This window comes from Shewanella sp. SR1 (genome assembly GCF_020447145.1).
GTDB classification, from domain to species: domain Bacteria; phylum Pseudomonadota; class Gammaproteobacteria; order Enterobacterales; family Shewanellaceae; genus Shewanella; species Shewanella baltica.
Genome location: NZ_JAJAEF010000031.1, coordinates 36,548 through 48,123, shown reverse-complemented (window position 1 = coordinate 48,123; position 11,576 = coordinate 36,548). Strand labels below are relative to the sequence as shown.

General features: G+C 46.3%; 11 protein-coding genes. 4 read left to right on the top strand and 7 right to left on the bottom strand.

The window, feature by feature from the left end:
- Positions 1 to 181, top strand: a 181-nt coding sequence (locus KV201_RS20105) for an IS3 family transposase (protein ID WP_226060369.1), incomplete at its 5' end; no start/stop codon positions are given.
- Between the two features lie 75 nt (positions 182 to 256).
- Here the strand turns inward: KV201_RS20105 and gltS are convergent.
- The 3 genes from gltS to folX form a co-directional block, all read right to left on the bottom strand.
- Positions 257 to 1,480, bottom strand: a complete 1,224-nt coding sequence (gene gltS / locus KV201_RS20100) for a sodium/glutamate symporter (RefSeq protein ID WP_006082169.1) — start codon at positions 1,478 to 1,480, stop codon at positions 257 to 259.
- A 528-nt stretch (positions 1,481 to 2,008) separates the two neighbouring features.
- A complete protein-coding gene (locus KV201_RS20095) occupies positions 2,009 to 2,902 on the bottom strand; it encodes a TIGR01777 family oxidoreductase (RefSeq protein ID WP_006085415.1) in 894 nt (297 codons plus the stop codon).
- A gap of 86 nt (positions 2,903 to 2,988) precedes the next feature.
- The gene (gene folX, locus KV201_RS20090; RefSeq protein WP_006082167.1) at positions 2,989 to 3,351 is read right to left on the bottom strand and encodes a dihydroneopterin triphosphate 2'-epimerase; all 363 of its coding nucleotides are present in this window, start codon (positions 3,349 to 3,351) and stop codon (positions 2,989 to 2,991) included.
- 98 nt (positions 3,352 to 3,449) lie between these two features.
- Between folX and KV201_RS20085 the strand changes: the two genes are divergently transcribed.
- Both KV201_RS20085 and KV201_RS20080 read left to right on the top strand, forming a co-directional pair.
- The gene (locus tag KV201_RS20085) at positions 3,450 to 4,559 is read left to right on the top strand and encodes an AI-2E family transporter (RefSeq protein ID WP_011847129.1); all 1,110 of its coding nucleotides are present in this window, start codon (positions 3,450 to 3,452) and stop codon (positions 4,557 to 4,559) included.
- 6 nt (positions 4,560 to 4,565) lie between these two features.
- Positions 4,566 to 5,483 carry a class I SAM-dependent methyltransferase gene (locus KV201_RS20080; protein WP_226060368.1) on the top strand — a complete coding sequence of 306 codons (918 nt, stop codon included), beginning with the start codon at positions 4,566 to 4,568 and terminating at the stop codon, positions 5,481 to 5,483.
- Positions 5,484 to 5,746: 263 nt separating this feature from the next.
- Here the strand turns inward: KV201_RS20080 and KV201_RS20075 are convergent, their stop codons facing one another.
- From KV201_RS20075 to ackA, 4 genes are all read right to left on the bottom strand, one after another.
- Entirely contained in the window at positions 5,747 to 5,971 is a 225-nt protein-coding gene (locus tag KV201_RS20075; RefSeq protein WP_107404295.1) for a hypothetical protein, read from the bottom strand.
- Positions 5,972 to 6,600: 629 nt separating this feature from the next.
- Complete coding sequence (locus KV201_RS20070) at positions 6,601 to 7,035, bottom strand: hypothetical protein (RefSeq protein ID WP_226060367.1); 435 nt, start codon at positions 7,033 to 7,035, stop codon at positions 6,601 to 6,603.
- A 481-nt stretch (positions 7,036 to 7,516) separates the two neighbouring features.
- Complete coding sequence (gene pta / locus KV201_RS20065; RefSeq protein ID WP_006082162.1) at positions 7,517 to 9,670, bottom strand: phosphate acetyltransferase; 2,154 nt, start codon at positions 9,668 to 9,670, stop codon at positions 7,517 to 7,519.
- 113 nt (positions 9,671 to 9,783) lie between these two features.
- Positions 9,784 to 10,983 (bottom strand): acetate kinase, encoded by a 1,200-nt coding sequence (ackA, locus tag KV201_RS20060; RefSeq protein WP_063884796.1) that lies wholly within the window; start codon positions 10,981 to 10,983, stop codon positions 9,784 to 9,786.
- 141 nt (positions 10,984 to 11,124) lie between these two features.
- On the opposite strand from ackA, the gene yfbV reads away from it, so the two are divergent.
- Complete coding sequence (yfbV, locus tag KV201_RS20055; RefSeq protein ID WP_086010619.1) at positions 11,125 to 11,568, top strand: terminus macrodomain insulation protein YfbV; 444 nt, start codon at positions 11,125 to 11,127, stop codon at positions 11,566 to 11,568.
- Positions 11,569 to 11,576: the final 8 nt, after the last annotated feature.

Below are 11,576 nucleotides of genomic sequence, written 5' to 3'. Positions count from 1 at the left end.
AGTAAACGGGATCCTGAAGCAGGAGTTTTTACTCTACCGATGTAAAACGCTGGAAGAGCTGAAGAGACTTGTTAGAGAATCGATAGCGATATACAACGAAATGAGACCGCACCTGAGTTTGGATATGGAAACACCCAATCAGGTGCATAATAGAAAAGGCCAGCTACTGGAGCTGGCCTAGAAACTGTCAACCTATCTTAGGACGGGACAGGTTGATTCAACGATGCTTTACATTAAGTAACTTCTTCAAAAGCGACTACTTCATAAAGCTCAGATAGCCCTGCAAGACAATCAAGTTAACGATGTCGATAAAGAAAGCACCGACGATAGGCACAACCATAAAGGCTTGGGGCGACGGCCCTGTGCGCGAGACGAGCGCGCCCATGTTCATTACCGCCGTTGGTGTTGCGCCCATACCAAAGCCGCAGTGGCCGCCAGTGATCACCGCCGCATCGTAATTACTGCCCATCACTTTGAATGTCACGAAATAGGCGAACACCGCCAGTACTGCGGTTTGCACCAGTAAGATGACGAGCAGCGGGATGGCTAAATCAAAAATCTCCCATAGCTTTAAGGTCATCAAAGCCATAGAAAGGAACAGTGACAGGGCGACTGTGCCTATGACATCGATACTTTCAGTATGGGGCTTATAGCCGCGGGTGAGTTCAGTGATATTGGCGATGATAACGCCAAGGAAGAGAGCATAAACAAAGTCGGGCATTTTGAGCCAAGCTATGCCCGATTGGCTGATCCACAGCGTGAGCCATTTTGAGCCTGCAACACACAGCAGCAGTACAAACAGGGTTTCTAATATGGTTTTGGCTGTGACTTGATCTTCTTCTAACTGATCGTAAGTCACTAAATGCGGATGTTCACTGTGATGCTTGCGACCAATCCCATAGCGAGAGACAAGATTATGTTTACCGATTAATCGCTGCGCAACGGGGCCACCTATGATCCCGCCCATGATTAAACCAAAGGTCGCAGCGGCCATGGCAAACTCTAAAGTATTGATACCGTAGTTTTCCGCAAAGGTTTGTGACCAAGCGACGCCCGTTCCATGGCCACCCGACAGGGTAATTGACCCTGCGATAAGGCCCATAATCGGGTCTAGTCCTAACAGATTGGCTAAACTGACGCCGACGGCGTTTTGGATAACAATATAAATCGAGGCAACACCCAGAAAGATAAAGACTTTTTTACCACCGCTAAGTAACAGCTTGTAGTTTGCTGAGAGGCCAATTGTGCTGAAAAACATCAGCATTAAGGTATTTTGCAGCGATAAGCTGAAGTCGAGACTGATATTTTGAAAGTGAAGAAATGCAACACCCGCGGCGACAACGAGGCCACCCACTATGGGTTCGGGGATATTATATTGCCTAAAGACACGTACATGGCGATTGATGGAGTGGCCGATAAACAGCACGAAAATGGCAATTAAAAATGATTCTAGCTCGCCAATCGTATAGGTCGTGTGCATGAAAATTCCTTACAAACTGTCTTAGTGTGGGCATTTCAGTGAGCACAATGCCCATTGAGGAGTCACCCATCTTGTTATTAAGTACCTGCTAATGCTGGATGTTAAGCGCTTGATGTCGAGGACAGATCAGTGTCAATCCGATAAAAATTTAAAGGATGAGTGAGCGCGAGTGTGTTTCGTTTTATGGTTTACAGGCCAAGAACAGCAGATTAAATAGCCTGTTCTTGAGCATAAATAACTGTCTATTTATGAGGTGTTGCTGAGTCTATCTGTGGTCAAGGTTGAGGCGATTAATGCGTGCCTCCTATGACCGAATGGAGGCGAGTTTAGCAGAAAAGTGCCGCGCTGTCGCTAAATCACATTACAAATCATGATGTTACTATATTGTTTTTCTGGTGTTACTAAAGTGGCGCTTGTGCTTACGTCAACATCTAGCCAGCCTTAGCACCGAAATTCGTGCGCATTAGCGCCCGAATAGTCGATGTTTTATGCAAGATTCCGCAAGATTGTTAGCATCAGCGTGCTAGCCTATTTGGCTAACACGTCGGTTAAGGCATTGTCGAGGTCACTGAATTGAAACTGAAAACCGGCTTCGAGGGCGCGTTTAGGATAAACAAACTGTCCTTCGGTCAGCAGCTCTGACATTTCACCCATAGCCAAGCGTAATGCAAGCGGAGGGGTCGTGATAAGGGCAGGGCGATTGAGTGCTTTTCCAAGCGCTTTGGTAAACACAGCGTTACTGACTGGGTTGGGGGCTGTGGCGTTGAATACGCCTTTGCAATGTTCTTGGCTGAGTAAAAAGTCGATAAGGGAGATGAGATCTTGCACATGGATCCAGCTCATGCCTTGACGTCCATGACCAATTGGGCCACCGAGTCCGAGCTTAAAGGGCGGTAGCATTTTCTCTAATGCGCCGCCTTTTCCTAACACAATCCCGATACGGATAATGCAGACGCGGGTTTGCTCAGTGTTTGCATTAAGCGCTTCTTGCTCCCATTTTCGGCAGATGTCATGGCTAAACTCAACATGGGCACCACTGGATTCATCAAGCAATTTATCATCATGACGACCGTAATAACCCACGGCCGAACCACTCACCATGATCTTAGGCGGATTACTACTCTGCTGTATGAGCTGAGTTAATCTTGCCGTGATATCCCAACGACTATCACAAATCCGCTGTTTCTGGTTTTTGCTCCAGCGCTTAGCGACGATCGGCTCGCCCGCAAGATTCACTATGGCGTCGATATGATTCAGGTCGCTCAGCGCATCGAGGCTCTCAAGGTAATGGTGCTGATTACCGAGAATTCTTTGCGTTTGTTGCACTGAACGCGTTAATAACGTCAGTTGATGATGGGGCGCCAATCGTTCGACTAATTGGCGGCCAATAAAGCCGCTTGCGCCAGTGATCAGTATATTCATGGAACCTCTCTTATCGGTTGAGCTCTGAGGATATATACCGAAATACGGTGTGCAACGATCACTTAGTCTGGGTATTTCTAGCGAGATTATTTCTGATAACACAACTCCATAGAGACTGAATCGGCAAAGCGCAGGGCATGGGGTTTGTCGATTTCAACACTTGCAAATTCAACCCAAGGATGCTCACTGGCGATGGCCAGCGTTTGGCTGGTGAGATTTTCGAGTAATGAGAAACGGTTATTCTCAATCAGCTCAATGATCTTTTTGGTGATAGTGCGGTAATTGAGTGCATCCTCAACATTATCACTGTTACGGGCACGCTCGGCACAATAATGGATCACGACATTGATGATCACGTCTTGGCGATTTTGAATTTCATCTTCTTTAATGCCGATAAAAGTACGAAGTCTTAAGTTTTTAATGCGTATAATCGCGGTTTCTGGTTTCATAATGGCAAATGGCTATCTTAAGCTAAGGTTTCTGAGGTTAAGTGTGTTCTCGGGTTAGCCTAACAATTTTATCTAAGATCAAGAAGGATTTTTAATAAATGACGCGACCTAATGCGCCCTCCGCTGCTTACCGTGGCTTTGCGGTTATGGCCTTTGTAGTGATTATTTTGGCAGGGATTAAGGCGGCGAGCCCGATTGTGGTGCCGTTTGTGCTGTCCAGTTTTTTGGCGGTGATTTGTAATCCCGCGATTGGTTTAATGACCAAATTCCGTGTGCCTAAATGGCTTGCGGTGATCCTCTTGATGGGCTTTATTGTGTTGATGGGCCTCTGGTTAGCCTCGGTTGTCGGCAGTTCAGTCAATGAGTTCTCCAAGCAATTACCCCAATATCGGGTGCAGTTAGTCGAGCAATTTGCTTGGATATTAAATAAGTTACATTCCTTCAATATTCAGATTTCGAAGGATCAAGTGTTAGCGTATTTTGATCCTGGCATGGCCTTGTCTATGACCACGAATATGCTGTCGGGTGTTGGCAATGTGATGGCGAATTTATTTCTGATCATCTTAACCATCGTATTTATGCTGTTTGAAGCACAATCGTTGCCAAAGAAATTGCATCTGGCGCTGGACGATCCCGATATGCGCCTCAAGCAGATTGACCGCTTTTTGCAATCGGTTAATCAGTACATGGTGATCAAGACGCTAGTGAGTTTAGCGACCGGGGTTATCGTCGGTGTCGGTTTAACCATTATTGGTGTGGATTACGCCATGCTATGGGCGGTGATCGCCTTCCTATTTAATTACATTCCCAATATCGGTTCTATCATCGCCGCCATTCCTGCGGTGTTATTAGCCTTTATTCAGCTTGGCCCTGCGGCAGCGGGCGGTACTGCACTTTTATATGTCGGTGCCAATATGGTGATGGGCAATATGATTGAACCTAAATTTATGGGCCGCGGCTTAGGCTTATCGACCTTAGTGGTGTTTTTATCGTTAATTTTTTGGGGCTGGTTGCTAGGTTCTGTGGGCATGTTGCTGTCGGTGCCGCTGACTATGGTGGTTAAAATTGCCCTCGAATCGAGTAAGAGTGGTAACTGGTTAGCCATATTATTATCGGACGATGTTGAAGATAAGTTCGTGGCCAGCAACACGGAAAACTCAAGTTCCGATGGCGATGACGCCGATATAAGTACAACAGAGAGTAAGTAATAGAAGATGCAAAGTTTTATACAAGCGCTAGCGACAATTGAATTAGGTGATGATGCAGTGCGGTTATTTCACGGCCGCGGAGGACACTACGCGGGTTGTGAACACCTATGTTTAGATTGGTTTGCGCCAGTGCTATTGCTGACCAGTTTCACTCCCTTAGCCGATGACGATTTAGCCACATGCCAGCAGGCCATTGCGGCGCGTTGGCAGGTCATTCGTGCTGATAGCCAACTGAATTTAGTCTACCAATACCGCAGTGCGGGCGAGACCTTTACTCAAGTGCTGCAAGGCGAAGTGCCTGAGCCGCATATTGTTAGTGAAAATGGCGCACGCTTTCAGGTGCATTTAATGCGCGGACAAAACCACGGTTTATTCCTCGATATGGCCAACGGCCGCGAGTGGGTGAGAGCAAATGCCCGCTATAAAAAAGTGCTTAATTTATTTGCCTATACCTGTGGTTTCTCGGTGGCGGCATTGCAAGGCGGCGCCGATGAAGTGGTCAATATGGACATGAGCAAAGGCGCATTAGGCATAGGCAAACAGAATCATTTGCTGAATGACTTTAGTGCGGGAGCACGTTTTTTAGGCCATGATATTTTTAAATCTTGGGGCAAACTGAAAAAGCTCGGTCCCTACGACATTATTGTGGCCGATCCACCGAGCAATCAAAAGGGCAGTTTTGTCGCGACTAAAGATTATGTACGTTTAATCAGGCGTTTACCTGAGTTACTTGCCGAGAATGGCGAAGTGTTACTCTGTCTAAATGCCCCCGAGCTCGATACCTCTTTCCTACGCCAGCAGGTCGCAGATGCGGCGCCAGCACTCGAATACATAGAGCGCTTAGCCAATCCGCCAGCGTTTATGGATGTGTCGGAAGAGAAGTCGCTTAAGGTGCTGCGTTACCGTTTATCGACTCAAACCTAGTCTTGATTTAGCTTAACAGGCCAGTATTAACTGGCCTTTTTTGTCGGTTTTTAATGAAGCTAAATGGAAAATTTAATTGCTGATTTTAAAAATGCAACAAATATGGATGTGCAAACTCAAGGCAACCTTGCTGTCAAACTAGCTTGAGTGTTTAGCTTTTTACGCGGTCACTTGTTTATGAGCAAATTGTTACTGAGCAAATGGCTACTCAGTAAATTATCTCTCAGTTATATAATCGCCCAATCATTCGCTTAAACGCTCCGTCAGTAGCTTAATCGCTCAGAGAGCTGCGATTGTCCAAAGGTTTCAATCACTTTACAGACTTGATGTTGGTCTAAGTGTTTGAGGGCGGAAATTTCATCATAAAGCCTGTCCTGAACATCTAATGGCATATTCATGTGTTCCATAAACATGCGGATCCCTAATATATCGCCGTGGCTAAATAATGTCGTTAGTGTGGTGGCTTCAAGCTCAATAAGTGCGTTCATATCTTACCTCCTACTCGCGTCATTACTTAATTGATAGCAGCTAGCGTCACACTTCCCTAGATTCATTGTTTGTAAGCGATTTCTGTTAATAGCGTTTGTGCATATAGGGCAGCATTTAAATGGCGTCATGGGCGGCTAAATATCATCGTCAAAGATGAAAGGCTTTCAGCTTTCGGTACAGATTTTAAGCTTTATAAGTGATAACACGCCTTAAATGTCATCGAGGAAGAAACAAAACTGAAAGTTTTCTGTAATTATAGTTTTGGCTTTGTTATACTCCTGCCCACGGAATATATCCCTTTCCTCATAGGCAAAATGTCAGCATAGAATGACATGCCTCTGCGACCTTACCCAATCAAGCAGGAGTTGTTATGGAAGTTCATGAATACGAAAATGCTTATTATCAAGTGAAAGACGATGTACTGACGTCTTTACCTGCTGAAAGCGAAGAAGAAGTGATCCAGGCCTAATCGATAACGATTAGACTGACGGTACTTATGAGTCGGACGTAACAAAACAAGCACATTGAAATAGCAACCTTAGGGTTGCTATTTTTTTAGCTGAAATCGGCGCTAGGATTGAGCACATGACAAGACATGCACAATAAAAGTGGCGAGCGGGAAGGGAGATTAACCGTTTACTTTGCGCTTTTCTGGCATCAGCTCGACGATAGTCCACTTACTGCCAATCTTGTGAAGACGTATGGTCCTGTCATCAATCCACGGCTGACCGCCTTTAAGCCCTTTCATTTTGATCACGACAATGACATCTTTGGTAAATTTACGGAAGAAGTCGATATCGATATCATCAATTTCCATTTCAACATTGGTCATCGACAGGCCGAGCATATTGCGCTGCACTGCGGCGGCAATATAGTAATGGGTGAGCACTTGTTTAATTGGCTCATCGACAAATTGCTTGGCTTGTTCAACATCGCGATCGACATAAATCGCTTTAAAAAAGCCTAAGCTCACTTCTTCGGGCGATAACTGGCGTTGATTTTCCGTCGATGGATCGCCACAACCAAAGAGGAACAGCAGGGAGATAAATAATAGAGTTCGCATAAATTTTAGTTATTGGAATTTGTTCTGAGTATCGCGATTTTAGCTCTAATGCACAAGTTTTGTCGTTATTTGCGATCTATTGGGAAAATGCGTTGACTCAAGCCTATTGAGTGTGGCATATAGTTAGAAGGCATATAAAAAGGTTATCCACAGAAACTGTGGAAAACTATGTTGAAGACTTCAGTGATACTTTGTAAGTTACTGATATTGTCTTGCTTTATCTGCTGGTTAAAAAGTGACGCTTTTCAGTTTTCCGCCATGTTCCACTTTCACTTGTGGATATTTTTCGCCGTTTACTCACCTTATTCACACCGCTTAATTCGTTTCTCCTCGTATTTAGTCTGCTTATTTTGCCATATTGACTTTGCTATTGAGCCATTGTCGCAGCGCGATAGCCTTGCTTAAGCAAAATTTGAGCATAAAAAAAGCACCGGTAAGTACCAGTGCTTTTTGCGCGTAACGCTATGCAGATTTCGCTGTGTTAGCCTTTAGCCGCGTCGTTTTGTGCTGCTTGAATTGCCGTTAGGGCGATAGTGTAGACGATATCATCGACTAACGCGCCGCGAGATAAGTCGTTCACAGGTTTGCGCATACCTTGCAGCATAGGACCGATACTGATCAGGTCCGCGCTTCGCTGTACAGCCTTGTAAGTCGTGTTGCCGGTATTGAGGTCTGGGAACACGAAAACGGTGGCTTGGCCAGCGACAGGACTATCAGGTGCCTTAGAGCGAGCAACATTTGGCATAACCGCCGCATCGTATTGCAATGGACCATCAATAATCAGATCTGGACGTTTTTCTTTGGCGATACGCGTTGCTTCACGCACTTTATCCACATCTGAACCTGTGCCTGAGTTACCGGTTGAGTAGCTGATCATCGCCACTCTTGGCTCAATACCGAAGGCTTTTGCTGATTCCGCTGATTGGATGGCGATATCGGCTAATTGCTCTGCATTGGGATCTGGGTTAATTGCGCAGTCACCGTAAACAAGCACTTGATCTGGCATCAACATAAAGAAGATGGACGAAACAAGGCTTGAGCCCGGTGCCGTTTTGATCAATTGCAGTGGTGGGCGGATGGTATTGGCTGTGGTGTTAACCGCGCCAGATACAATACCGTCAACTTCGTTTTGCGCCAGCATCATAGTGCCAAGCACCATGTTGTCTTCTAACTGTTCACGGGCAACGACTTCCGTTAAGCCTTTGCTGCGACGCAGTTCCAACATAGGTTCTACGTAACGGTCGCGCACCTCTTCTGGATCGATAATGATCACGCCTTCGCCCAGAACCACATCTTGCTGTGCGGCGATACGCAGGATTTCATCTTTTTTACCTAAAAGTACACAGCGAGCGATACCGCGTTCGGCACAAATGGCCGCCGCTTTAATGGTACGTGGCTCATCACCTTCTGGCAGCACCACAGTCTTGTGGGCGGCGCGCGCCAATTCCGTGAGTTTGTAACGGAAAGCGGGTGGTGACAGGCGATGCTCACGGGGCGAGTTTTTAGTGACGCTTTCAATCCAAGTTTGGTCGATGTGGCTGGCCACATAATCCTGCACAAGATCGATACGAACCGCGTCATCTACGGGTACTTCATGGTCGAAACGTTGAATGTTGAGCGAGGTTTGCCAAGTGTTGCTGTCGATTAAGAACACAGGTAAACCGGTTTCAAAGGCCTGTTCACACAGCTTAAGAATTTCTGGCTCTGGCTCGTAGCTACCCGTCAACAGCAGGGCACCAATTTTCACGCCGTTCATGGCCGCAAGACAGGCTGAAACGATGACATCTGAGCGATCGCCTGAGGTCACAAGTAGTGAATCAGTCTTAATATGGGTCACCATATTAGGGATACTGCGGGCACAGAACGTCACTTTACGCAGACGACGGGTATGCATTTCGCCGGCATTAAGAATGCGTGCGCTTAAATGCTTCGCCAGATCCGAGGCACGTGGTGCAACAAGATCAAGGTTGTATGGCACGCTGCCTAAAATACGCAGTGGGCTTTTACCTGGCATTTGGAACATGCTGGCCGCATCTGAGCGTTGAACACCTTGGTGATCAAAGACTTCAGAGAGATCAGGGCGCGCGCGACCTTCGTCGTCAACGGGAGCACCAATCTTGTTGATCACAGCGCCAATCAGGCGTTTGTTCTTTTTTCCGCCCCAAGAGTTGTAGGCGATTTCAAGGCGGTTCATCAACCCAGTTGAAGTATCGCTACCCGGCGTGGCAATAAAAATCACGTCTGCATCCATAGCTTTAGCGATGGCATAGTTCACATCGTCGGCAAAGGGATGGTTACGGGTTGGCACTAAACCTTCAACAATTAAGGTCTCAGTGTTGCTGGCGCAATCGGACGCACGGGCAATGATTTGCTCCATTAGTACGTCGGTTTGGTCAGCACGAATTAAGGCTTCGGCATGGGCCATGTCGAAGGGCTCTAACGGATTCACTGTCGGCGATTTGCTCAGAATAGTGGTTGAGCGTTCTGGGCCGTTATCATTAGGTCTAAGTTGGGAAATCGGCTTAAAGAACTGAACTTTAACTCCGTGGCGCTCCAGTGCGCGAACCATCCCAAGGCTTAAGGAGGTCAGGCCGACTCCGGTACCTATGGGGATTAACATAATATTACGAGACATAAAAACCTCTAGTTTCGATGGTTTTTGGCAGAAGAGTTTCTGCAAATTTGCTTGTGAGTATGGCTATGTAAAGCGTAAAGCCGTTTGGGTGAGCAAACGGCTAAGGTCATTTTTTATTTGTTGATCAGTTTAATTGAATCTTCGGCGATAACCCATTCTTCGTTCGTTGGGATCACCATGGCAATCGTGCCTTTATCTTGAGTGATGATGCCTTTCTTACCGAAACGTGCCGCTTTGTTGCGTTCGCTATCAACATGGAAATTGAAGATTTCCAGCATGTTGAGTACTTTTTCACGGATTAAGTCTGAGTTTTCACCAATGCCGCCGGTGAAGACGACTGCATCTAAACGGCCCAGTGGCACAGTGTAAGAGGCGATGTATTTGGCTAAACGGTAGCAGAAGATTTCTAAGGCTAAGGTCGCGCCTTTATGACCGTCGGCATAACCTTCTTCGATGCCGCGGCAATCGTTAGTCAGCTCGGAAATCCCCAGCAGACCACTTTGCTTGTTCATCAGGTTATTCACTTCTTCTAAGGTGTAACCCAGTTGGTGAACTAAGTGATAGATGATTGAAGGGTCAATATCGCCACAACGTGTGCCCATGACCAAACCTTCTAATGGGGTTAAGCCCATAGACGTGTCGACACTTTTGCCGCCTTTGATGGCCGTGACCGACGCGCCGTTGCCCAGGTGAGCACAGATAACGTTGGTTTCTTCAATGGGCTTGTTGAGCATTTTTGCCGCTTCACGGCTAACGAATAAATGACTCGTGCCATGCATGCCATAACGACGGATACCGTGTTCACGGTATAACTTGTAAGGCAGGGCGTAGACATAAGCTCTGTCTGGCATGCTTTGGTGGAAAGCGGTATCAAATACAGCAATCTGTGGCAATTTAGGGAAAGAGGCAATGGCTGCACGGATGCCGATAAGGTGAGCAGGATTGTGCAGGGGGGCTAGTGAAGCACAATCTTCGATACCTTTGATCACGCTTTCGTCGATGATCACAGAGCGAGTGAACTTTTCACCGCCGTGAACGATACGGTGGCCAACGGCTTGAATTTTTGCTGCTAATTCAGGCTGTTCCGCAAGGATTTTATTAACAATGTATTCAACTGCTTCACGGTGAGCCGTAAATGCGCCTAAGGCCGCTTCATGTTTTTCGCCGTTGATTTTCCATTTAATGCGCGAGTCTTCTAAACCAAAACATTCGGCTAAGCCAGAAATTTGATCGTCACCTGTTTGCGCGTCAATGACGGCAAATTTGAGAGAAGAGCTACCGCAATTGAGAACTAAAACCAGATTATTTGACATGTGTAAACCCTTTGCCATTGTGTTTAATATAACGATTCAAAAAAATTAGGATCTGCGGTGTTTTTACCATAACAGTCTTGGGGCGATTCGCCAGATTGTGCTATGGTAAAAGCAGTATTCCATTGTAGTTGGTGTCTAAAATTGAGCATTAAGATCCTCAAAACCTTAGGTGATGGTCATCAATATATGAAGACTTGGCCTATGGTTAGACAACTGGGTTTTTATTTCCCTGAGTATCGGGTCGTCCGAGCTACTCAGTTAGCCATACTGGTGATGCCAGTGTTGGCGTTTTTTGTGAGTATGAGCCAGCTGTATATTCACGGTTGGGCATTTCTGCCCCAAGCTGTCACTCTCGGTTTATTTTTCATCAGCTTACCGTTACAGGGGCTGCTGTGGTTAGGTTGGCGAGCGCGCCATCCATTACCGTTAACGCTGTTCGACTGGAGTAACCAGTTGAGTGCGAAGTTGTCGTCCATGGGTATCAATTGCCAAACTTTAGGCGCTAAAGCCTGTTATCTCGATATGGCCCTGATTTTAAAAATAGCCTTTGAGCGTTTAGATGCCAGTTATTGGGAAGAACTTTAGGCCGTTGC

Coding starts and splice junctions, on each gene's coding strand:
- KV201_RS20070 (WP_226060367.1), bottom strand. CDS start 7,035: ATGCGAACTCTATTATTTATCTCCCTGCTGTTCCTCTTTGGTTGTGGC.
- folX (WP_006082167.1), bottom strand. CDS start 3,351: ATGAAACCAGAAACCGCGATTATACGCATTAAAAACTTAAGACTTCGT.
- gltS (WP_006082169.1), bottom strand. CDS start 1,480: ATGCACACGACCTATACGATTGGCGAGCTAGAATCATTTTTAATTGCC.
- ackA (WP_063884796.1), bottom strand. CDS start 10,983: ATGTCAAATAATCTGGTTTTAGTTCTCAATTGCGGTAGCTCTTCTCTC.
- KV201_RS20085 (WP_011847129.1), top strand. CDS start 3,450: ATGACGCGACCTAATGCGCCCTCCGCTGCTTACCGTGGCTTTGCGGTT.
- pta (WP_006082162.1), bottom strand. CDS start 9,670: ATGTCTCGTAATATTATGTTAATCCCCATAGGTACCGGAGTCGGCCTG.
- KV201_RS20080 (WP_226060368.1), top strand. CDS start 4,566: ATGCAAAGTTTTATACAAGCGCTAGCGACAATTGAATTAGGTGATGAT.
- KV201_RS20095 (WP_006085415.1), bottom strand. CDS start 2,902: ATGAATATACTGATCACTGGCGCAAGCGGCTTTATTGGCCGCCAATTA.
- KV201_RS20075 (WP_107404295.1), bottom strand. CDS start 5,971: ATGAACGCACTTATTGAGCTTGAAGCCACCACACTAACGACATTATTT.